Below are 22,274 nucleotides of genomic sequence, written 5' to 3' on the forward strand. Positions count from 1 at the left end.
TCCTCTCACATACAAGATCGTTTTTTTGATGGCCTGCTAGCGAACAGAAAGGAATCAAAAGCAAAAAAGGCCTCTTTGTTTATCTTTTTCTTGCCAGCAAATAATTAGCTAACTCCGAAAGGAGTCTGCCGTTTTCTCCAAGAGCTGAGGCATAATAGAGAGATTTTTGGGTATAGTAGGCTGCCGCTTTTTTTGAATACTCAAGTCCCATAATTCTTGGGTAGGTAGCTTTTTTGGCTTTTTGATCTTTACCAGCACTCTTCCCCAAAACCTCAGTGGTTTGAGTGACATCTAAAATATCGTCTATGATCTGGAAAGCCAATCCAAGCGATCTTCCATATTTTGTTATGAGCCTTAAGGTTTTTTCATCGGCATTGGCACTCATTGCCCCTAATCTCAATGCCACAGTGATGAGCGCTGCTGTTTTCCGACAATGAATATAACGAAGCTGGATCAGACCGATGTCCTTGCCTTCGGATTCTAAGTCAGCAACTTGGCCAGCCACTAAGGCACGACTGCCTGCAGCCCTCGCTAGCTCCCAAATCATCGTGGATAATGGATAGTTAGATCCTAACGGAGAGCATAAGCTGGCAATCTCAAAAGCAAGAGCTAGCAAGGCATCCCCAGTAAGAATAGCCATAGCTTCTCCATATATTTTATGGAGGGAAGGTTTGCCCCGTCTAAAATCATCATTATCCATGCTGGGAAGATCGTCATGAATTAAAGAATAAGTATGAATGCATTCAACAGCACATGCCATAGGCAAGGCACAATCTGTTGTCATGCAAACAGTATGAGCCCCAGCTAAGCAAAGAATTGGCCGAAGCCGCTTGCCCCCAGAAAATAAACTATAGTCTATAGCTTCATGAAGGATTCTGGGCTTCTTCGATTTGTCCGTAACATATTTTCTTAAAGCCGACTCTACGATCCCTTGCTGCTTTGCAATATAAGCTTCGATTTCCATAGCCTTATCATCCATCAAATTGGATTAAACAATCGATATTCTCTTTGGGCGGAATTTGAGAGAGAATTGGACATTCATTTTCTTTTAACTCCGCCCATGCACTTTCAATAATTTCAGAATCCATCCATACCGAAAAATCTCCACTATTCAACTTTTTTAACACATCATCTTTTAAAACCAGGATAACAGAAAGAAAAGGATGCATGCTTAATCCAGCAGCTACCCTCAATGCCTCAGCAAAGCGATGACTTTTTTCTGGATCAGCTTTCACCACGATAAGAACTCTTTTTTTCTCTTTTCTTGGGACTCCCTCCTCCTCTCTCTGTGAATAATCCTCAAGCATAGTATGCTTCTGTATTCTATGTACCAATGTTTTCTTTTGTTTATTTACTCCCCATGATTGCTCTTAAGGAAAAAATCAAAAAAGGAATGACAAGTTTCGATTAGAAGAAAGCTACCATCCCTCTTTCCTCCTTGCCTTTCTTTGGAAGGAGGTTTTGATTTAGCAGCTCAAGCCCCTTTTGACAATATCTAAAAGTCAGTCCTATCACAAAAGCCTTATTTCTCTCCATTCCAAGCCTCTCTTTTTTTCCTCCTACTTTCCTCCTAACTACAAAGCATCCACTGTATAAGACCTCCAAGAGCTTCTTCTCCTCTCCTATTAAAGGATAAGTTAGAGTTTTTCCACACCCCAAGCCTAAGCAACAATGTGCTTCCAGCTATTTTTCTTCTGCTACTCGTACTAACCAGTCTTTTTTTTGCCACATAACCAACATTGAATAAAGCCTGAAGAAAGCTTTTGCAAGAATTTTGCAAGAAGAGAATTGCTCCCTTCCTTTTCCATTGCTTTATTCAACTTTCGCTCAAGCGTTCTCTGTTTGCTGTGAGCATTCGTCTCTACGAAATCAATTCCTGCCCTTTGGTTTCTGAACTAGTCAGGTCCCTTGAGATATATTGTTAGGAAAGAAGATAGAGCTTTCTCAATGCCTTTTTTCTTTCGCATGCAAAGCTTTGCTGCCTCTACAACGTCAAATTCTTTTCTAAAAGTCTTTCTTGTCTATCCCCAATAAAGAACAGGCGCTGCTTCCTTCAAATGCTCCTTTGGAGTAGATCCATTAGACTTTTAGAAAGAATAGGGAGATCTTGGTATTAAATGGGTAAGAGCAAAAAAAACGAATCCTAATTTTGTTTGGATTTCAAAGAAAACATTGTAATAATAATAAGGTTTCATCAATACGGCCTCCTCTACAGAGGATTGAAAAGAACAAAGATAATAAAGCATCCACAAGTCGTGGATAAATAAAATGTCTTTTTTTCAAAAACTTACCTTCTTTTTAGGAGTTTTAACCATTCCGTATTTATTAGGAATGAGCGGGCTATTCTTTGGACACAGCCCTCCTATTCTCAATGGTGCTGGGGGTAGCTTTCCCTATCCTCTCTATTCGAAATGGTATTTTGAATACACTAAAATCGATCCTTCTGTCCGCTTTAACTATCAACCTATAGGCTCGGGAGGAGGGATTCATCAGCTCTTAAGCCATACCATAGATTTTGCCGGTTCCGATAGTCCAATTCCTGATACTCTCCTCACTGGCTCTTCAAGTGAAGTCATCCATATTCCAACAGTAGCTGGGGCTGTCGTAATTGCCTATAATGTGGCAAATATTCCCCTTTTAAACCTCAATAAAGAAACCATCAGTGGCATCTTTCTGGGTGAAATAACCCGATGGAACGATCCTCGAATTGTTTCTTTAAATCCACAAGCGACCCTACCAGATCTTCCTATTGTCGTAATCCACCGATCAGACGGGAGTGGAACGACTTATATCTTTACAGAATATCTTTCTAAAATAAGTCAACGCTGGGCCACTCTTGCAGGAAAAGGCACTTCGGTACGTTGGCAGATTGGTATAGGTGCCAAGGGCAATGCTGGAGTTGCTGCGGCCATTAAAACAATCCATGGGGCCATTGGCTATATCGAATTGGCTTATGCTCTACAAAACGACTTTTCCATGGCAGCGATTCAAAACCAAACTGGGCAGTATGTGGCCCCTTCCATGGATAGTGTCACAAAAGCCTTTCCTCGGTCTTTTGATCACAAAGACTTTCGGATCTCCTTAACGGATTCAGCTGAAGAAGGTGCCTATCCTATCGCCGGGCTGACTTGGATTTTGCTGAATATTAACTCGACTCCTCCATTAAGATTAGAATGTCTTATTAAATTTTTATCTTGGGCTTTAACCGATGGCCAAACGTACGCCCTGCCGATGGATTATGCCCCCTTGCCTTCCTCTCTTCGGCAAAATGTTTTGAATTTACTGGAGGAAGTGAAAAGGAAAAATTCTCTGTCTGTGTTTCCATGGAGCCAACGGGGGGCTTATTGGCTCTTACTAGGAAAAGAGTGTAAAATGAGTTGTCCAAATCTAGCCATTTTTAAAAATAAATAAATAAATCGAATAGAGCGCTTATGGGAAGGATGCTTTTTTCTTCGCAGCACAATACAGCCAATAACGATCCTTTTGAGCTAGCGCACCCCAACAGAGGGCAAAAATTCAAAGAAAATGTGTTTACTCTTCTTGTTTATTGTTGTGCTTTTACGTTGCCTACTTTGCTCGTATTTGCAGCCTATGAGCTCACGACAAAATGCATGCCATCTGTCAGCAAATTCGGGCTTTCCTTTCTGTTTAATCATGATTGGAATCCTGTATCTGGCCATTTTGGGGCATTACCCTTTCTCTATGGCACAGCCATGTCTTCTGGATTATCATTATTGATCGCATCCTGCTTAGGCATTGGAACAGCTCTTTTCCTTACAGAATTTTCTCCACGATGGATCCAAAAGCCCCTCATTATCTTGATCCAAATAATATCTGCCATTCCTAGCGTTGTTTGGGGACTGTGGGCTCTTTTTGAACTTATCCCCTGGTTGCAAAAATATGTTGTCCCTTTTCTCAAAGACTACTTAGGGTTTCTTCCCTTATTCCAAGGTAATTTTTATGGAGTGAGTTTGCTTTCCGGCTCTCTCGTTGTTGCTATCATGATTCTTCCAATCATGATCTCCGTTACCATAGAAATGATCAAATCGGTTCCATCTATTTATAAGGAAGCAGTCTTTGCTCTTGGCTCTACTCACTGGGAATCGATCCGCATCGGAGTCCTGCCTTTTATCAGAAAAGGGCTTTTGGGTGTTGCTATCCTCGGACTTGGCAGAGCAATAGGAGAAGCCATGGCTGTAACCATGGTTATTGGCAATAGGCCCGAGATTTCTCTTTCGCTTTTGTCTCCAGCCTATACTCTATCCAGTGTGCTTGCCAATGAATTTGCTGAATCAACATCCGAACTTCACATTAGTGCTCTTTATGAAATTGCGCTCCTTTTAGGGGCAATAACTATCGTAGTGAATCTGCTCGCACAGCTTTTCATCCATGGATTGGAACCCTTGGATTTCACTAAGTTGTTTGGAAAAGAAAACCAAAAGAAAAATTTAAGTTAAATATGAGGGTTGCGTTTTATCGATTGAGAAAATTCGAAAATATCCTTATTAAGCTGCTCTGTGCCTTTGCTTCCTTTTTTGTTATCTTACCCTTTGTTCTTATCTTAGTTTATCTGATCGTTGCAGGAGCCTCTTCCTTTAATTTCGATTTTATCACTCAATTGCCAAAACCGATTGGAGAAAAAGGAGGAGGAATGGCAAATTCCATAGTGGGAACCCTTATTCTGATGGGTTTAACTTTTCTGATCGGCACTCCCATTGGGATTCTCAGTGGGGTATTTGTTGCTGAATATGGCAATGAGAAGCTAAGAAAAATCGTTCGATTTTCTGCCGATCTTCTCAATGGGACTCCATCTATTGTTATTGGAATTTTAGTGTATGGTTGGATTGTTTCTCCAATGCATGGATTTTCTGTAATAGCTGCCTCGATTGCCTTAAGTCTTATATTTATCCCCCTCGTCTTACGGACTACCGAAGAATCCCTTCTCCTTGTGCCAAAGGAACTGCGAGATGCTGCCCTGGCTTTAGGGATAAGAAAGTGGAAAGTAGTGTGTTATGTCTTGATTGAAACAGCGAAGCAGGGCATTTTATCTGGAATTCTCGTAGCCCTTGCTAGAATTTCTGGAGAAACAGCTCCTCTACTCTTCACCGCTTTTGGGAATCAATATTGGACCTATAGACTTGATGAACCCATCTCAGCCCTGCCCTTGCAGATTTTTGAATACGCTATTTCCCCTTATGAACAGTGGCACAAGGATGCCTGGGCTGGTGCCCTCGTGCTACTTTTATTGATATTTCTCCTTCATCTTTCTGTACGAATCCTCTTAAAGAAGAATAGCTAACAAAAAAATAACACATGACCCATAAAAGTCCTTTTTCTTATCCTTCTTCCCCTTCCAATCCAGACTCCAATCCAACAGGCTCCTTCGCCTTTGAGATTCGTGATTTAAATGTCTGGTTTGGTACGAAGCAATCTCTTTTTAATATCTCGATGAATATCTTCTATCAACAGATTCTTGCTATTATTGGACCGAGTGGTTGTGGGAAATCGACGTTTTTACGCTGTCTCAATCGTATGCATGAATTATCTCCCGGAGTTAGAGTCGAAGGCTCAGTGAAACTGATGGGTAAAGAAATTTATGCTCCGGATGTCGATCCAACTTTGATTCGAAGAAGGGTAGGAATGGTATTTCAAAAATCTACTCCCTTTCCTACTATGTCCATAGAAGAAAATGTCTTGATAGGATTGAAATTAGCAGGCATCCGCAATCGATCCTTTTTAGAAGAAAGACTCGAACAGTCCCTTCGAATGGCTGCATTATGGGATGAGGTAAAAGACAGACTGGAGGCTCCAGGCACAAGTCTGTCTGGTGGACAACAACAACGGCTATGTATAGCCCGTGCAATTGCTGTACAGCCCGAAGTCTTGCTAATGGACGAACCCTGTTCAGCCCTTGATCCGATTGCCACCGCTCAGATCGAAGAGCTTATTGTCAGTCTCAAAAAAAACTACACCATTGTCCTAGTCACTCATAACCTGCAGGAAGCAGGGAAAACATCAGACTATACGGCTTTTTTCCTCGGCGGCAAGCTGATTGAAATGGATTCAACAAAGAAACTTTTTACCAATCCTCGGCACAAATTTACAGAGGATTATATTACAGGGAGATTTGGCTGATCGTTTTTTTCACAAAAGATAAAACTTTTCTTCAAAAACCAAGCATTATGCACAATTTGCCAAGGCTTCTTTTAAAGGGCTTTCATAGGCTTTTTGATTTAATTCATAAAAAATTTTTTATCTTTTTGATTCTCTCCTACCTGCTGGCTGCTTTATTCCCAGAAACTGGTCTTAAGCTTAGGGATATAACCCTCTTTCATTGGAATCTTTTAGGAGTGAGAGAAGAGATTACTTTTCCAATATTCCAGCTCTTTATCCTGCTTTTCAATGGAGGCTTTGGGGTAAAAATCAGAGAATTCATAACCCAATTGTCAAAACCACTGCCTTTGATCCTAGGCGTTTTTTTTAATTTAATAGTCCCTTGTCTGTTCGTTTCGCTTTATTGGTTTATTTCCAGCCTATGGCATAATCCAAAGGAACGGTACGATCTTTTTGTGGGTCTCATCCTGATTATAGCCATGCCTATTGCCGGCTCTACCATTGGCTGGTCGCAAAATTCAAACGCTAACATCCCTCTTAGCCTTGGATTAGTCTTCTTTTCGACTCTCCTCAGCCCCCTTCTTACTCCAATGATTTTTCAGGCAGCAAAAGTTTTGGGAGGAACCTATAAACCAGAGCTATTCGGACATATTAGTCATCAGATCAACAGCCAATTCCTCATTCTAGACATTGTCATCCCTTCCTTTTTAGGAATGTTTGCTAGACTGATATCTGGAAATGTACTTTATGAAAAAGTCATCCGGATTATTAAACCACTCAACGAAATAAACTTGTTGGTTCTAATTTATTCCAATGCTGCTACCGCCCTTCCTTTTATAATACACAAGCCTGATACTGATTTTTTTCTTTTAATCGGCATCGTCGTCTTTCTCCTTTGCTTGATAAGATTCCATGCTGGCCAATGGATAGGAGCTCTCTTTCATTTTGGTGAGCCTACAAAGCGCTCCCTCATTTATGCTCTTGGCATGAATAACAATGGGATGGGGCTAGTCCTTAGCAATGCTGTCGTTGGCAATCAACCTTCCATTATCTTGCCTATCATTCTTTACAACCTTTTTCAGCAGATTCTGGCTGCTGCTTTTTATTCCTCATGGACCAAGAAAGACAATCTTCTTGGAGCTTCCACAGAAGGTCCCGCTATCATAAAAGGAAAACAGCTGACCCAAAAATTCAAAAACTGTAGCTCAGTTAATCCACCCTAATTTCTGCATCCAAGCGCTTGTTAGATACTCCCGATACATTCTAGAAATGACTTCAACCGAAATTGCTTTAGGACAAACAGCCTCACAGGCTTTCGTAAAACTACAAGCTCCAAATCCTTCTTTGTCAGCTTGTCTAACCATTTGAAGCACCCGTTTTCGCCTTTCTGGCTGACCTTGCGGCAACAAAGAAAGATGTGCTATTTTCGCTCCCACAAACAGGGAAGCTGAACTATTCTTACAAACAGCCACACAGGCACCACAACCGATACAATGGGCAGCATCAAAGGCTTTCTCTGCAACGTCATGCGGTATCGCAATACTATTGGCCTCAGGAGCTTGGCCAACCAAGGTGGAAATAAATCCTCCTGCCTGCATAATTCTGTCCAAAGCTGAACGATCGACAATGAGATCCTTGATCACTGGAAACGCTCGGCTTCGAAAAGGCTCCACAATGATTTCTTGGTCATCTTGAAATTGCCGCAGATAGAGTTGACAGGTCGTAATTCCAAAGCCTGGGCCATGGGGTTTCCCATTGATCATCAGGGAGCAGCTACCGCATATGCCTTCCCTACAGTCAGAATCAAATGCAACAGGTTCTTGGCCTTCGGATATCAGTTTTTCGTTCAGATAATCAAGCATTTCGAGAAAAGACATATTGGGATTGAGTCCATCTAAGGCATAAAAGACAAAATCCCCTTTTGCAGCTCTAGAGGGCTGACGCCAAATCTTCAATCGTATTTTCATTTGTAACTTCTGATCGCAAATTGGGTTTCCTCATAAACAAGAGGCTCTTTGACTAACAAGGGTGTATTTTCTTTTCCTCTATAAAACCAGACAGACACGTAGGCAAAATCTTTATCGTTTCTTATCCCTTCTCCTTCAGGGGTTTGATATTCTTCTCTGAAATGGCAGCCGCAGGATTCTTCCCTGCTTGCCGCATCCATGCACATCAGCTCAGCAAGTTCTAAGTAATCACTCAGTCTTGAAGCATATTCAAGCGATTGATTAAGTCCTTCGTTTGCCCCTCCCACCTTCACATCTTTCCAAAACTGCTCTCTTAGTTCTATAATTTGGGATAAGGCTTCTTTTAGACCACTGCCATTTCGTATCATTCCGCATCGATTCCAAAGAATTGTCCCAAGTTCTTTATGAAACTGACTAACTGTCTTTTTCCCCTGAATAGACAAAAGTTTTTTGTTCTTTTCCACCGCCTCCTGTTGTTGGGCTATAAACTCTGATCTCTCCGTGGAGATTTTCTTAGGTCCTACTCTAGCCAAATAATCGGCTATAGTGACAGGTAAGATAAAGAAGCCATCGGCTAACCCTTGCATTAAGGCACTAGCACCAAGACGGTTAGCACCATGATCCGAAAAGTTCGCCTCTCCAAGAACGAATAAGCCCGGAATGGTAGACATCAAATGATAATCCACCCATAATCCTCCCATGACATAATGAACTGCCGGATAAATTCGCATTGGGGTCCTATAGGCGTTTTCTCCGGTGATATCTCTATAAATATCAAAAAGATTACCGTATCGTTCTTTAAGATAGTCTATTCCCTTCTGTTTGATCGTATCCGAAAAATCAAGATAGACTCCTTGTCCACCGGGTCCAACGCCTCGGCCCTCATCACAGATTCTTTTTATTGCCCTTGAAGCAATGTCTCGAGGAACAAGATTGCCATAGGCTGGATAAAGTCTTTCAAGGAAATAGTCTCGTTCCGATTCAGGAATTATTTCCGGAGCCCTTTTATCGTCCTTTTTAGAAGGAACCCAAATCCGGCCGTCATTTCGAAGGGATTCAGACATCAGGGTAAGTTTTGATTGATAATCTCCAGATACAGGAATACAGGTCGGATGGATTTGAGTAAAACAGGGATTAGCAAAAGCTGCCCCTCTTTTGAAAGCTCTCCATATAGCGGTGGCATTAGAACCACGGCCATTGGTCGACAAATAATAGATATTTCCATATCCACCCGTCGCCAATACTACCGCATCAGCACTATAAGCAGATATTTCTCCTGAAACAAGATCCCGCGCAATAACCCCTTTCGCATGCCCATCGACCAGAACAATATCCAGAATTTCTGTCCGAGGATGCATTATTACTTTCCCTAAGGCTATCTGCCTACATAAAGCGCTATAAGTAGCAAGGAGCAGCTGTTGGCCAGTAGCTCCCCTGGCATAAAACGTCCTTGAAACCTGAACTCCTCCAAATGACCGATTTGCTAGCATGCCTCCATATTCCCTAGCAAAAGGGACCCCCAAAGCTACACAATGATCGATGATCTTCGTACTGATTTCAGCCAGACGATAAACATTGGCTTCTCTGGCTCTAAAATCCCCCCTTTGATCGTTTCATAGAAAAGCCTATACACACTATCGCCGTCGTTACGGTAATTTTTGGCTGCGTTTATTCCTCCCTGCGCAGCCACACTATGAGCCCGCCTTGGACTGTCCTGAATACAAAAAGACTCCACATTATAGCCTAGCTCTCCAAGCGCTGAAGCAGCGGCTGATCCCGCTAAACCCGTGCCTACTACAATGATTCTATATTTTGGACGGTTATTGGGAGAAACAAGCGAGATACTTCGTTGAAGCTTCTGCCATTTCTGACTTAATGGACCAGAAGGAATCCTTGCATCTGGTACTGGAAATTCAACATCTCTTCCATGAGCTACAGCCGAAATTTGCATTTTTACTCTCTTTTCTTAATGAATTAGCCTCAAAAAAATAGCCATTGGGATGATAAGAAAGCCGACATATAAAATTAAAGCAAAGGCATGCGCAACGATTTTTTCCCAGGGTAGCGATTTGCTATTCACAAACCCCAATGAGTTAAGAAAACTTTCTAAGGCATGCCGGAGGTGGAGGAACAAAACAGATAGGGAAAAAACATAAAACAAGGTTACCCAGGGATTCTGAAATCCCACGATGACCATCGTTCGAACGTCTGGGATCATTTGTTTCGATAAGGGGAAAAGAAAGTTTTTGAAAAATCCAAAAGGTGGACCTTTAAAACTAAAATGATAGAGGTGGAAGAGTATAAAAACTAATACGATCAATCCAGAGACTATCATAGTCCTAGACTCAAAACTGGCTTGGTTTGGAAGTAAAAGTTTGTAGGGCTGAGGCCGAGCCGCTCGATTAATTTTCCATAATTTTATGGCGGTGCTCACATGAACAATCAATGCTCCAAGAAGGAATAACCGCACGGACCAAAGAACTACAGGATTCGATTTTAAATAATAAGCATACACGTTCATATAATAGGGAGGCAGAAAGACCTGCCAGTTCCCCAGCATATGAACTATTAGAAAAAGGAATAAAACTAAGCCACTAAGCCCTAAAATGAACTTCAAGCCTATAGTCGAAAAGGATCGAGGTGGTTGGGATGACATCAAAAAATATAATAATAAAATAAATTTTGTGGGCAATTCTTTTTTTTAATCATTCTCATTGATCAGAAGAGCTTTTTTGGAGCTGAGATAAAAGATCGAAAAGATTTGTAATAGGTCTTTTTAAAAGAAAAAAGCGGATCTTTTCTGAGTATGGCGGCAGCATCTGAGGGTCATCCTCGACAAAAAAAACTGTTGAACTCACTTGCCTTGTTTTTAAAAGAATTAAGTGATAGAACAATGCTTCTGGTTTAGCCACTCCGCATTCTGCGGATAAAAAAATGTCTGAAAAAAATGGCATTATCCCCCATTCCATCAGGACTGTTCGAGCACGACTATCCCAATTGGATGCAACAAACAGAGGGAAACCAAGGGAAGTGAGCTTTTCAAGAGCGCTCACAACCTCTGGATAAAGCTTCCAAGCCTCTTTTTTGGAATAATAAGCATACAGTTTATTGAAATAATCAGAAAAGAAAGAACCCAGAGGAATCCCACTTTCTTGAAGCACCGTTTTGACAATTTTTTCCCAAAACATTTTGTCGTTCCCATCTTTGGGAATCGTTCCTTGAGGCCGAAACTTAAAAAGATCAAAAACTTTTATAAAATTATCGTGCATAACCTTTGGATCGCTTCTAATGCCGTATTCTGTAAGCAATTTCGAATAAACGACGCCCACAGGCAATGCTGTCTGTAACAGTGTTCCCACTAGATCGAAGACTATAGCCGGCCTTTTCATTTTTTTTCTGCACGCCACCGACAAAAAAATAGGTGCTTTCTTATCCATCTAATAATTCATTCCATTTGAATTCTTCTTTGCCTTCGTATTCCTCGACCAAAATTTGGCCAATTAAGTAAAGGGAGCCAGTAGCTAAAATCGGCTCTAAGGAACCATCCATGGAGGCCATAAAGTCAGCCCAGGAGGGGCAGATTTGTGTTGTAATGCCATCAAAATAAGGAAGGAGTTCTTTTGGTTCTAGACCTCTAGAGGTAGGTGGTTTGATCAAAGTTGCCCTTGCGGCTTTCCTTTTAAGAATTTGAGCCATCATAGGAAAGTTTTTGTCTTGTAGCACTCCAAAAACTAAATGATAAGGTTCGGCTCCAACAATCTGCTCCCAGTTTGCAACGAGCTGCTTTGTCGCTGCCACATTATGGGCTCCATCGATAATGCACAAAGGAGCTCTGCGAATGACTTGGAATCTTCCAGGCCAGCAAACCGTTCTAAATCCCTCCTGCATCCTCTTTATGTCCATACTATTTTCCTTAGCAAAAAGGAGGCGAAGGGCAGCAAAAGCACAGGCTGCATTCTCTAGTTGATGGATTCCAGTTAAGCCTAAACAAAAAGGAATATTCGCAATTTCCACCCATTGCCTTTCATAGTCCATTTTTATGGGTTTCATCCCCACCACTTGGCAGATATCAATGAGCTCTGCCCCTTTTTCCAATGCCCTCTTTTCTATGACAGCCAAGGCTTCTTTAGGCATTTTGCCCACAATCACAGGAACCCCTTCTTTGATTATCCCAGCTTTTTCTTCCGCAATCGATTCTAAAGTGTCTCCTAAAAATTGAGTATGATCATAGTCGATGTTGGTAATGATAGTAAGTCTAGGATTGACTATGTTGGTGGCATCTAAACGACCGCCCAGCCCCGTCTCCCAAACCACCCAATCCACCTTGCACCTGAAAAATTCTAAAATGGCTACCATTGTAATAATTTCAAAAAAGGTACAGGCAAAATCCTTCTTTCTTTGTTTCATCCTTTCAATCTTTTCTTGAATTTCCAAGACCCAATGACTAAATTGTTCCCTAGAGATTGGATGCCCATTAATCTGTATTCTTTCCCTGATAGTAACGAGATGAGGCGAAGTATAAAGACCGGTTTTATATCCACTCCTTTTCAATGCTGAGGCAATAAATGCAGCTGTAGAACCCTTGCCGTTAGTGCCAGCAATATGAATAAAATTCATTTTTTCATGAATATTTCCCATTTCCTCGGCCAGCTCTATAATGTTTTGCAAGCCAAGTTTCATCCCTACTGTTCTGGTTTGACCAAGGAACTTAAGAGCTTGCCTATAGAATGGATCTTGCGAAAAAGGATTATTCATTCCGGTTGAAATTTTTAAGTTTTTTTAATCTTTTATGCTTGAGAATGGGTTCGATAAGAAAAATTATCTTCTCTGTTGTTTTTTTTACATGTTGCGAAAAATTAAAAAGGAACCTCACACCGTGCAACCCCTTATTCCTTCTTTTTTTGTAGCTTCCGTTTCACTTTTTTCCACTGCTATATTTATTGATTGAAAAATTAAAGTGAGTAAACTGGTAGCATCATCATCCATAGATTTTCCTCTAGCAACTTCCTTTTTATTGTCCCTTCCCGTTGAACTGCTGTCTTGTATCCATCATGAACAACTGGTTTGAAATGAGCTGGAAACCCCTGCTTATTGTTTTTCTCATCCTTGCAAACGGATTTTTCGTTGCGGCCGAGTTCGCCATCATCAAAGTAAGGATAACGGAACTGAAACTTCTTTTAAAAACAAAAGATTGGCGGCTACCTCTAGCTCTAAAGATCGTTCAAAATCCAACCCTATTTTTATCAGCTACCCAAATTGGGATTACCCTTTCTAGCCTAGGCTTAGGCTGGATAGCAGAACCGGCTATGGCTGGATGGATAAAAGCCCTGCTCTTCCGATTAGGCATCTCTCATGATATCACTTTAAATTCTCTTTCCTATTTGTTTGCCCTCTGCTTGATTACCTTTTTGTCTATTGCTCTTGGCGAATTAGCCCCAAAGTTTTTGGCGCTTCAATATGCCAGAAAGATTATTCTTTTTACAAGCCCCATCCTTACTATTTCTTCTATTCTTTTTTATCCTGCGATCTTTATTCTTAACGTTTCTGCTAATTGGGCTCTCAAGCTTCTTGGATTTGAACCTCCTAAGACAACTGGACGCTTGGGCCAGAGCATCTCTATGGATGAACTCCAACAAATCATCATGCATTCAGCCCACGCCCATCCTTTTGATGAACTAATTAACCGGATCATGATCAAAGCACTACGACTCAAAAATACGACCGCCCAACAAGTAATGATTCCAAAAGATAGGGTGGTTGTTCTCTGGCTTGATCAACCGATTCAAGAAAATCTTAAAATTGCTCAACGATCCGGTTATAGTCGCTTCCCCGTATGTGAAGGGTCTATCGATAATCTGGTTGGGATGGTCCTTCTTCAGGAACTTCTATGGCAATATATAACGCTTGGAGAACAAACAAAACTTTCTTCTATTCTACGACCCGCTCTCATTTTTTCTCCCTCTACCCCTTTGCCCGTAATGCTTGAAAAATTTCGTAAGGCCAGAACTCATCTGGCAATTGTTAAGGATAAAAATGAAAAAGTTATTGGCCTTGTCAGTTTTGAAGACGTGTTGGAAGAGTTAGTAGGCGACATTCGAGACGAATTTGACATTGAGAAGGGACCAATCTATGAACTGACCAAAGAGTACGCAGTGGTAGATGGAGATCTCCCCTTAAGAGATTTAGCCAATGAAACAAACTGGCCTCTGCCCATTGACACGACTCAAACAGTTTCTGAATGGTGTTTTGAGAAAATAAAAAGACAACCTAAAAAATCTGAAATGTTTTCGGTTGATGGATTTAATATTGTCGTTGAAGAGGTAAGTCCACAGAAGATAAAAAGAGTCAAACTCATTCGGATCCAAGAGCCAACCGATGAGGAAAGCTTCTTTGAAGCAGAACACTAAAAATTCAATTTCGTTATTGTCATTGGAAAATAAGAAAAATATTTTTTAGTAATTTTTTTGAAATAAAATAAGTTTTTTCCCTACCTATGTCCCACATCATTTTTAGCTCTTCGTTGATCACAGAAGCTAGGAAATGGGCAAGAGGGAAATTTTCTCCTGCTTTCGCAGGTAGTCTCATTCGCAGTTTAGCAAAAACGCTCCGCTATGAGCTCCATGATCCTTTTGGAATTGTCAGCTCTCCCCCTAATACACCGCTTATCTTCTCCTTTTGGCATAACCGCCTTTTCCTGATGCCTTATCTATACAGAAAACATTTTCCGTCCAGAAAGCTCATTGCCATGGTCAGCGGTAGTAACGACGGCAAATTTCTGAGTCGACTCTTAGGACAATTCAATCTTTTCCCAGCCTCAGGTTCTTCTTCAAAAAGAGGCATTTCGGCTTTTAAAAGAGCCATTCAAGCAGCTAAAAAAGAAGGATTTGATATAGCGGTCACCCCTGATGGCCCTCGAGGCCCTTGTTATTCCTTTCAAGAGGGGGTGCTTCAACTAAGCAGGCTTTCTGGCTTTCCCATCGTAGCTGTCAGTTATCATCTTGAAAAAAAAATAGAATTAAACAGTTGGGATCGCTTTCAAATTCCTCTTCCATTTAGCAAGTGTACCATTTTTGTAGGTCCTATGTTTTCGATCCCCAAAAATATAACCGAAGATAAACTGCTTGAACTGAAAACCGAATTATCGATAGCGCTTTCTAGGTAAGTAAAAGTATGAAAGAGCTGATACGTCAATAAACCAGGTTGTTGAGAGAGCTGCTTGTGGCCTTTACTTATTGAATATCTTGCAAGCAATAGAAAGAATAGTCCATCAGCATATGGCTAAAAGGAGAAATGAATTGGAAAGAAGCCTTTTGGTTAGGAGGCAATTAAATACATTCCAAAAGCTTTTCACTAACCATTAATTAAGAAATAAATAACTGAATAGAAAAAAAAACACTATGGATTACATTCAAATTCCTGCTATAGCCGAAAAAGTCTCCCGAATCGCTCTTGGCACCTGGGTAATGGGTGGATGGATGTGGGGAGGAATCGATGAAAAAGAAGCTATCCAAGCAATAATCAAAGCTGTTGAGGGGGGAATCAACATCATTGATACCGCTCCCATTTATGGTTTTGGAAAAGCAGAAGAAATAGTTGGCAAAGCCCTTCGACTCTTAGGAAAATCCAAACCTATTGTCATCGCTACTAAATTTGGTCTTGAATGGAATCAGCGTGGGGAAATTAGAAGAAATTCTTCTCCTACTAGAATCAAACAGGAAATCGAGGATAGTCTAAGGCGCCTTGGTCTTTCCGTCATCGATATCTATCAAGTCCACTGGCCAGACTCCAAGGTGCCTTTTGAACAAACAGCAGAGTGTCTTTGGAAATTAAAGGAACAAGGGAAAATTCGGGCTATAGGGGTCAGTAATTTTTCACCGAGGCAAATGGAACTTTTCAAAAAGGCCGCTCCCATTCATACGAATCAACCGCCCTATAATCTGTTCGAAAGAGAAATTGAAAAAGAACTTTTACCTTATTGTATTAAAGAGAGGATCGCAACCCTGACCTATGGCGTACTCTGCAGGGGATTGTTAACAGGAAAATTTCGGCCTGAATCCACTTTCCCCGATGGGGATCTGAGAAAAATAGATCCAAAGTTTCAAGGCGAGAATTTTCTTCGGTATCTTCAAGCTGTGGAAAAATTTAGACCAATTGCTACCCGCTACGGGAAATCTTTGGCACAATTTGCTGCTTGCTGGGCTCTGATGCAGCCTGGAGTGTCTGTTGTGCTTTGGGGAGCCAGACGTCCAAGCCAGATAGAGGAAGCCTTTGGCGCTACAGGCTGGAGTTTAACTCAAGAAGACCTTCGATTGATTGATAAGATCCTTACCGAAACCATCCCTCAACCTATAGGTCCTGAATTTATGGCTCCTATAGAAGGCTAATTTCCGGTTACCTTTTGTTGCTTTTATCCATCCTCTTTTCTTCTGTGAGGAAAAGATAAAAACAAATTGAACGGTCTTTTCTCTACCGCTATATTGAAAAGCAGCGTTTTGGTGGATTGGTATTTAATTTCTTCTTCGAAGGCAAAAAAGAAAAAGATTTTGTTGAAAATTACCCAATGGCTGGTTAAAAACTAGCTTCTCTTATATCTTGTCGAATGGATCATTGAAGTGGGTTCACCTTTACATTGAAAAATGGAAAAAATCCCAAGAGAAAGAATTAGAAATTTCTGCATTATCGCCCATGTAGACCATGGGAAGACGACGCTTTCGGATAGGCTTCTGCAGATTACGGGAACCGTTGTTGAAAGCAAGCTACAAAATCAGATGCTTGATTCCATGGACCTAGAAAGAGAAAGAGGCATCACCATTAAAGCCCATCCCGTAACCATGACCTATTTCTATCCCAAAGACAAGCAATACTATCAACTCAATCTCATCGATACCCCTGGACACGTCGATTTTTCCTATGAAGTTTCTCGCAGCCTTTCGGCCTGTGAAGGAGCCCTTTTAGTCATCGATGCGACACAAGGAATTCAGGCTCAAACGGTTTCTAATGTTTTCTTAGCAGAAAAACATAACCTTGTTCTTATCCCCGTCATTAATAAGATCGATCTGCCAACGGCAAATCCTGAGCTTGTAAAAAAGCAACTAGAAGAAATTCTTGCTATTCCAGCTGATACAGCCATCCTTGCAAGTGGGAAAGAAGGCATTGGTATTGATGAAATTCTCCAAGCGATCATTCGCCATATTCCTCCTCCACAAGCTTTCCCCGACCAAATTCTCAGAGCCTTAATTTTTGACTCCGTTTATGACCCTTTTAAAGGAGTCATTCTCTATGTTCGCATGTTTTCTGGAAAAATTAAAAAAGGAGAGAAAATTCTCCTTTTATCGACAAAGAAGTCTTATGAAGTAAAAGAAGTAGGCATTTTCAACCCCAAAATGGTGCCCGAAGAAGAATTATATGAAGGCAATTCTGGCTACGTTATTGCAAATATTAAAGATCCCTCCGAAATTAAAATCGGCGATACGATAACTTGGGAAACTGGTGGAACTACCTCTCCATTGCCTGGCTTCCAGGAAATTGTACCTATGGTTTTCAGCGGAATCTATCCGCTAAACTCCTCTGAGTTTGAAAAACTTAAGAATGCAATTCAAAAACTGCAAATTAATGACCCAGCAATTACTATCAGTCAAGAAAGTTCGGTCGCCCTGGGTTCGGGATTCCGTTGTGGATTCTTAGGACTTCTTCACATGGAGATAGTCCAAGAAAGACTAAGAAGAGAATATGGGGTGGACATACTGACCACTTATCCTAGTGTTGTGTATAAAGTCTATTTGCGTTCCGGAGAAATCCTGGAAGTGGATAATCCTTCCAAACTCCCTGATCCTTCAACCATAGAGCACATCGCAGAGCCCTTAGTAAAGGCTTATTTAATTGTTCCTTCTGAAAATATCGGGGAGCTGATGCAGCTTATTTCTGAAAAAAGAGGCAGTTGTGAGACTACAGAAACCCTCGATCAAAATATGGTGATCCTCCACTGCCTCTTCCCATTAAACGAAATTCTTGTGGATTTCAATGATAAGCTAAAATCAATCACCCACGGCTACGGGTCAATGGATTATAAACCAGCAGGTTACCGGATCAGTGATTTGGTAAAACTTGATATTTTAGTCAATGGGGAACCGATTGAAGCTTTAAGCTGCATCGTCCATGCATCCAAAGCGGAGTCCCGAGGCAGAGCGATCATTCAGAAACTGAAGGAACGCATTCCACGACATCTCTTTAAGATTGCCCTTCAAGCTGCCATAGGAAGCAAAATTATCGCTAGAGAAGATATAGGAGCTATTGGAAAAAATGTAACGGCTAAATGTTATGGGGGAGATATTACACGAAAAAGAAAACTGTTAGAAAAACAAAAAGAAGGCAAAAAAAGGATGAAGACATTTGGTAAAGTTGATATTCCTCAAGAAGCCTTTCTGGAAATCCTTAAAACAGACGTAAAACAATCATGAATTTCCTACTTCTTAACAAGAAAGAGGCACAAGCCAAAAAAAATAGAAAATTGGCTTTACAATTTTTAAAAGACTTTCGAAGAAAGTTTAATTATCGCAAAGACTTACTTAACGAAAGTCAAATCAAACAAGTTCAAGATTATTTCCAAAGGTTTCAATCTGTCATTCATGCTCACAAGAATAGTAATCTAGAGGCACTCGTGGAGGAAGGAGAAAAATTATTTCATCTTCTTTTTCCTGAATCAAAGTGGGCTGGATGGAAAGAAAACATCGAAGTGCTTTTCGTAGCGCTAGTGGTCGCTTTAGCTATCCGGGCTTATTTTTTGCAACCTTTTAAAATTCCTACAGACTCCATGAAACCGACGCTGTACGGAATCCAGGTTATCGAAAGAAACGAAAAACCTCCAAATTTCATCCAAAGGCTTGTGGATTTTATTCTTCTTGGCAAAAGCTACCATAGCCTTTCTTTAAAAAAAGGAGGAACACTCGAAAAAATCGAAGGAGGGAAGTTTTTGTTTTTTGAATACTCTAAACTTACCTTCGATAGTGGAGAACAGTCTTACCTCTGGACTAATCCTCACCTTTTAGAGTATAAGCTTGGCGTTCGTCCTGGTTTGTCCTTCGAGCCCAAAAACCATGTCTTGAATTTTGAAGTAGATACAGGAGATCAAGTCCTCGTCAATAAATTGATCTACCATTTTCGTCCTCCCAAACGGGGAGAGGTTATCGTATTTAAAACAACTGGGATAGAGGGAATTGAGGCTAATCTGCGACTCCAAGGAATCGAAGGCTCTCAATACTATATCAAAAGATGCGTAGGGATCTGGGGCGATACACTCCAAATTCGGCCTCCATTTTTATTGATCAATGGATCCGCGACTCCCCCTAATCAGATGATGGCAAAAATTGAATCGCAAAAAGATGGCTATCAAGGCTATGTCATTTTACCTAATCAACAATATTTAGTCGATCCAACCGAAACCTATACTGTTCCACCACTATGCCTGTGGGCGATGGGGGATAACAGTCCTGATAGTCTCGACAGTAGATTTTGGGGGCCTGTGCCCATGCAAAATCTTGTGGGCACCGGATTTATTGTCTACTGGCCTTTCAATAAAAGATGGGGAATAATCCATTAACAAAACAGATTGGCAATCAAAGCTAGAAGTGCAGAAAGAAAGAAAACTATAAAAGATAACTTTTTCTTTTTTTATAATAGCTCCATACAGCAAAGCCAAGGCCAGCTATAGCTATAGAAGACACAGCTGCTGCTCCGATACAAACAGAACTCAATCCCAAAAACATTCTATTCTATTAGCTGTTTTTTCTAGATCGTATATTTTTTTTAAAGAAGTGCACAAAAAAAATTATTTCTCTCTATGCGAATATAGCCATTTTTTAATTTCATGTACAAAACGATCCTTTTAGCCCTGGAAAATAATGAAAAAGATTTCCCAATCATTGCTCATGTAAAAGAGCTTGCTTTTTTTCTCAAAGCCAAAGTCTATCTTCTCCATGTCATGGCGGGTTTTGCCTTCCCATTTCCTGGATATGAATCATGGACGGTGGTTTCTAACGAAACGGTCGAAAACAGTATGGCTAAAGAAATGGCCATCAATAAAGAAAAATTAATGGCAGTAGCCAAGCTTTTCCAAGAAAAAGGCATCGATACCGAAATCATCATCCAATATGGAGATGCCGCAAGTCATATTGCTGAGGTCTCCATAGAAAAAAAAGTCGATTTGATAGTTATGGGAAGCCATTGCCATGGCTTAGTAGGATCAATTTTTTGGGGCTCTACAGCCATTCCTGTAAGGAAGAAAGCAAAAGCTCCTATTTTATTGATTCGCTCGACTTCAGAAGAATCCTAAAACAACGAAAAGAAAACCGATGAAAAAAGTTTAAATTGTTCCGATGATATTACCATCCGCATCGATGTCGATAAAACTGGAAGATGGGACTTTGGGCAAGCCTGGCATCGTGTTGATCTCCCCACACAAAACAAGAATGTATTTTGCCCCTGTAGCCGCTCTGATTTCTCTAACATAAAAATGGTGTCCTTCAGGTGCCCCTTTTAGATTGGGATCAACAGAAAATGAATATTGCGTTTTAGCCATACATAGGGGAAATGGGCTAGTCCCTCTTCTTCAATCCTTTTTATTTCATTATAAGCAGTAGGATGGAAGGAAAGATCTCCAGCTTTATAAATATTAAATGCGATCTTGCGAATCTTTTCGACAACAGAGTCTGAGTCTGCATAGCTAAACTTACAATTGCTTTTATGGAGGCTACTTTTTTCGATCACTTTCTTTGCAAGATCCATAGCCCCTAACCCTCCCTGCTGCCAATGATTGCATAGGACAAAGGAATGTCCCATGTCAGTAAGTTTTTCCCCAAGCCAATCGATTTCCTCTTCACTATCAACGCTAAAACGGTTCAATCCAATGACTGCAGGAATTCCAAAGCCTTCTTCTACAATCTCAATATGCCTCAAAAGATTAGGTAGTCCCTTTTCTAAAAAGGCTAAGTCTTTTTTTGCCAAGGATTCCAACTCCATCCCTCCATGATACTTTAAAGCACGGATAGTCGTGACTATCACCGCACAGTCTGGGCTTAAACCACTCTGCCGGCATAGTATGTTAACGAATTTTTCTCCCCCTAGATCACTTCCAAATCCTGCTTCAGTAACCACCCAATCCGAAAGCCGCAAGGCCGTATGCAACGACATCACCGAACTGCATCCATGGGCAATATTACCAAAAGGTCCCCCATGCACAAAAACTGGATTATTTTCCAAAGTTTGGACAAGATTTGGTTTGAGAGCATGCACTAGTAGAGCCGACATAGCCCCGGCAGCTTCAAGATCTTCGGCCGTAACCTTTGTGTCATTCCATCTGCGACCAACTTGGATGTTGGCTAACCTTTCTCTCAAATCCATGTAAGATTGCGAAAGGCACAATATGGCCATCAATTCAGATGCCGCTACGATGTCAAAAAAAGAGACTCTGGGAAAAGATTTTCTGCTTTCTAACCCTACAAGGATTTTTCGCAAAGACCTGTCATTCAAATCCAATACCCTTCCCCAGCTTACCTTTCTTGGATCAATACCTAAGGCATTACCCTGATAAAGATGGTTGTCTATCAAGGCAGCCAAAAGATTATGTGCGGCCGCCACTGCCGCAAAATCACCAGTAAAATGAAGGTTTATCTCTTCTCTTGGAACAACTTGTGCAAGGCCCGCTCCGGTGGCTGCACCTTTCACTCCAAAAATGGGGCCCATCGATGGCTCCCTCAAACAAAGGATGGCTTTTTGACCTAATCGATTGAATCCATCCGTAAGACCAATTGCTGTGGTCGTTTTTCCTTCCCCTGCAGGAGTAGGAGTTGTAGCCGTTACCAAAATGAGCTTGCCTCGCTTTGGCTGAGAAAAGAGTTCTTTTAAATATTGCCATGATATTTTGGCAATAAAATGTCCGTAACATTCAATGGATCCTGAAGGAATATCAATTCTTTTTGCTATTTCTTCGATTGCTAAAAGTTTTTTTTCTCGCGCTATCTTTAAATCTGGAGAAAAGCGTATTTCTTTCACAATAATTGATTCTGGATTTTCTCAAACCATGCCATGCTTGAAAAAATCTCTTTTGTTTACTTTTTTCTTTGCCTTTATTTTTTCATTCTATCCCAGTTATTTTCAAGAAAATATAGTTCTTTCAGTACTATCCTTCAGTACTATCTA

The 22,274-nt window shown here is 40.8% G+C and carries 17 protein-coding genes and 2 pseudogenes; 11 read left to right on the forward strand and 8 right to left on the reverse strand.

Features of this window, described 5'->3' with window-relative positions:
- Positions 1–79: 79 nt before the first annotated feature.
- Positions 80–964 (reverse strand): polyprenyl synthetase family protein, encoded by an 885-nt coding sequence (locus kam1_RS08275; RefSeq protein ID WP_235276914.1) that lies wholly within the window; start codon positions 962–964, stop codon positions 80–82.
- Between the two features lie 7 nt (positions 965–971).
- The gene (locus kam1_RS08280) at positions 972–1,307 is read right to left on the reverse strand and encodes a hypothetical protein (protein ID WP_039720984.1); all 336 of its coding nucleotides are present in this window, start codon (positions 1,305–1,307) and stop codon (positions 972–974) included.
- A 961-nt stretch (positions 1,308–2,268) separates the two neighbouring features.
- Here kam1_RS08280 and pstS point away from each other — a divergent pair.
- Genes pstS through kam1_RS08305 form a run of 5 tightly spaced genes read left to right on the forward strand, consistent with a single transcriptional unit; the run spans position 2,269 to position 7,337 of the window.
- Positions 2,269–3,411, forward strand: coding sequence for a phosphate ABC transporter substrate-binding protein PstS (gene pstS, locus kam1_RS08285; RefSeq protein WP_039720982.1), 1,143 nt, complete (start codon positions 2,269–2,271; stop codon positions 3,409–3,411).
- A gap of 20 nt (positions 3,412–3,431) precedes the next feature.
- Complete coding sequence (gene pstC, locus kam1_RS08290) at positions 3,432–4,457, forward strand: phosphate ABC transporter permease subunit PstC (protein ID WP_039720981.1); 1,026 nt, start codon at positions 3,432–3,434, stop codon at positions 4,455–4,457.
- Positions 4,458–4,459: 2 nt separating this feature from the next.
- Entirely contained in the window at positions 4,460–5,299 is an 840-nt protein-coding gene (gene pstA, locus kam1_RS08295; RefSeq protein WP_039720980.1) for a phosphate ABC transporter permease PstA, read from the forward strand.
- Positions 5,300–5,313: 14 nt separating this feature from the next.
- Entirely contained in the window at positions 5,314–6,135 is an 822-nt protein-coding gene (gene pstB, locus kam1_RS08300; protein ID WP_079254232.1) for a phosphate ABC transporter ATP-binding protein PstB, read from the forward strand.
- Positions 6,136–6,182: 47 nt separating this feature from the next.
- A complete protein-coding gene (locus tag kam1_RS08305; protein ID WP_143958377.1) occupies positions 6,183–7,337 on the forward strand; it encodes a bile acid:sodium symporter family protein in 1,155 nt (384 codons plus the stop codon).
- Here the strand turns inward: kam1_RS08305 and kam1_RS08310 are convergent.
- From kam1_RS08310 to kam1_RS08330, 5 genes and pseudogenes are all read right to left on the reverse strand, one after another.
- Positions 7,320–8,081 carry a succinate dehydrogenase/fumarate reductase iron-sulfur subunit gene (locus kam1_RS08310; protein WP_039720979.1) on the reverse strand — a complete coding sequence of 254 codons (762 nt, stop codon included), beginning with the start codon at positions 8,079–8,081 and terminating at the stop codon, positions 7,320–7,322. The genes kam1_RS08305 and kam1_RS08310 overlap by 18 nt on opposite strands.
- Positions 8,078–10,032, reverse strand: a pseudogene (locus kam1_RS08315) (fumarate reductase/succinate dehydrogenase flavoprotein subunit). Before kam1_RS08315 ends, kam1_RS08310 begins: the two are co-directional and overlap by 4 nt.
- A 15-nt stretch (positions 10,033–10,047) precedes the next feature.
- Positions 10,048–10,698, reverse strand: coding sequence for a succinate dehydrogenase cytochrome b subunit (locus kam1_RS08320; RefSeq protein WP_235276905.1), 651 nt, complete (start codon positions 10,696–10,698; stop codon positions 10,048–10,050).
- Between the two features lie 94 nt (positions 10,699–10,792).
- Positions 10,793–11,470 carry an HAD family hydrolase gene (locus tag kam1_RS08325; RefSeq protein WP_039721078.1) on the reverse strand — a complete coding sequence of 226 codons (678 nt, stop codon included), beginning with the start codon at positions 11,468–11,470 and terminating at the stop codon, positions 10,793–10,795.
- A 40-nt stretch (positions 11,471–11,510) separates the two neighbouring features.
- On the reverse strand, positions 11,511–12,836 hold the full coding sequence (locus kam1_RS08330; protein ID WP_039720977.1) for a bifunctional folylpolyglutamate synthase/dihydrofolate synthase: 1,326 nt from the start codon (positions 12,834–12,836) through the stop codon (positions 11,511–11,513).
- A gap of 314 nt (positions 12,837–13,150) precedes the next feature.
- Here kam1_RS08330 and kam1_RS08335 point away from each other — a divergent pair, with 314 nt between their 5' ends.
- The 6 genes from kam1_RS08335 (at position 13,151) to kam1_RS08360 (ending at position 20,409) form a co-directional block, all read left to right on the forward strand.
- A complete protein-coding gene (locus tag kam1_RS08335; protein ID WP_235276898.1) occupies positions 13,151–14,488 on the forward strand; it encodes a hemolysin family protein in 1,338 nt (445 codons plus the stop codon).
- Between the two features lie 86 nt (positions 14,489–14,574).
- Positions 14,575–15,243 carry a lysophospholipid acyltransferase family protein gene (locus tag kam1_RS08340; protein ID WP_039720975.1) on the forward strand — a complete coding sequence of 223 codons (669 nt, stop codon included), beginning with the start codon at positions 14,575–14,577 and terminating at the stop codon, positions 15,241–15,243.
- A 235-nt stretch (positions 15,244–15,478) separates the two neighbouring features.
- Complete coding sequence (locus kam1_RS08345; protein ID WP_039720974.1) at positions 15,479–16,465, forward strand: aldo/keto reductase; 987 nt, start codon at positions 15,479–15,481, stop codon at positions 16,463–16,465.
- 252 nt (positions 16,466–16,717) lie between these two features.
- Entirely contained in the window at positions 16,718–18,538 is a 1,821-nt protein-coding gene (gene lepA, locus kam1_RS08350) for a translation elongation factor 4 (protein ID WP_039720973.1), read from the forward strand.
- Positions 18,535–19,677 carry a signal peptidase I gene (gene lepB, locus kam1_RS08355; RefSeq protein WP_039720972.1) on the forward strand — a complete coding sequence of 381 codons (1,143 nt, stop codon included), beginning with the start codon at positions 18,535–18,537 and terminating at the stop codon, positions 19,675–19,677. The genes lepA and lepB overlap by 4 nt, the downstream gene beginning before the upstream one ends.
- Before the next feature lie 267 nt (positions 19,678–19,944).
- Positions 19,945–20,409, forward strand: coding sequence for a universal stress protein (locus kam1_RS08360; protein WP_039720970.1), 465 nt, complete (start codon positions 19,945–19,947; stop codon positions 20,407–20,409).
- A 30-nt stretch (positions 20,410–20,439) separates the two neighbouring features.
- Here the strand turns inward: kam1_RS08360 and kam1_RS08365 are convergent.
- Positions 20,440–22,127: pseudogene (locus kam1_RS08365) on the reverse strand (formate--tetrahydrofolate ligase).
- Between the last annotated feature and the right edge of the window lie 147 nt (positions 22,128–22,274).

The organism is Methylacidiphilum kamchatkense Kam1 (assembly GCF_007475525.1).
Taxonomy (GTDB): Bacteria; Verrucomicrobiota; Verrucomicrobiia; order Methylacidiphilales; family Methylacidiphilaceae; genus Methylacidiphilum; species Methylacidiphilum kamchatkense.

Bases quoted from the DNA above. Each gene is read 5' to 3' on its own strand.
- kam1_RS08275 (WP_235276914.1), bottom strand. From the start codon at position 964: ATGGAAATCGAAGCTTATATTGCAAAGCAGCAAGGGATCGTAGAGTCG.
- kam1_RS08280 (WP_039720984.1), bottom strand. From the start codon at position 1,307: ATGCTTGAGGATTATTCACAGAGAGAGGAGGAGGGAGTCCCAAGAAAA.
- pstS (WP_039720982.1), top strand. From the start codon at position 2,269: ATGTCTTTTTTTCAAAAACTTACCTTCTTTTTAGGAGTTTTAACCATT.
- pstC (WP_039720981.1), top strand. From the start codon at position 3,432: ATGGGAAGGATGCTTTTTTCTTCGCAGCACAATACAGCCAATAACGAT.
- pstA (WP_039720980.1), top strand. From the start codon at position 4,460: ATGAGGGTTGCGTTTTATCGATTGAGAAAATTCGAAAATATCCTTATT.
- pstB (WP_079254232.1), top strand. From the start codon at position 5,314: ATGACCCATAAAAGTCCTTTTTCTTATCCTTCTTCCCCTTCCAATCCA.
- kam1_RS08305 (WP_143958377.1), top strand. From the start codon at position 6,183: ATGCACAATTTGCCAAGGCTTCTTTTAAAGGGCTTTCATAGGCTTTTT.
- kam1_RS08310 (WP_039720979.1), bottom strand. From the start codon at position 8,081: ATGAAAATACGATTGAAGATTTGGCGTCAGCCCTCTAGAGCTGCAAAA.
- kam1_RS08325 (WP_039721078.1), bottom strand. From the start codon at position 11,470: ATGAAAAGGCCGGCTATAGTCTTCGATCTAGTGGGAACACTGTTACAG.
- kam1_RS08330 (WP_039720977.1), bottom strand. From the start codon at position 12,836: ATGAATAATCCTTTTTCGCAAGATCCATTCTATAGGCAAGCTCTTAAG.
- kam1_RS08335 (WP_235276898.1), top strand. From the start codon at position 13,151: ATGAGCTGGAAACCCCTGCTTATTGTTTTTCTCATCCTTGCAAACGGA.
- kam1_RS08340 (WP_039720975.1), top strand. From the start codon at position 14,575: ATGTCCCACATCATTTTTAGCTCTTCGTTGATCACAGAAGCTAGGAAA.
- kam1_RS08345 (WP_039720974.1), top strand. From the start codon at position 15,479: ATGGATTACATTCAAATTCCTGCTATAGCCGAAAAAGTCTCCCGAATC.
- lepA (WP_039720973.1), top strand. From the start codon at position 16,718: ATGGAAAAAATCCCAAGAGAAAGAATTAGAAATTTCTGCATTATCGCC.
- lepB (WP_039720972.1), top strand. From the start codon at position 18,535: ATGAATTTCCTACTTCTTAACAAGAAAGAGGCACAAGCCAAAAAAAAT.
- kam1_RS08360 (WP_039720970.1), top strand. From the start codon at position 19,945: ATGTACAAAACGATCCTTTTAGCCCTGGAAAATAATGAAAAAGATTTC.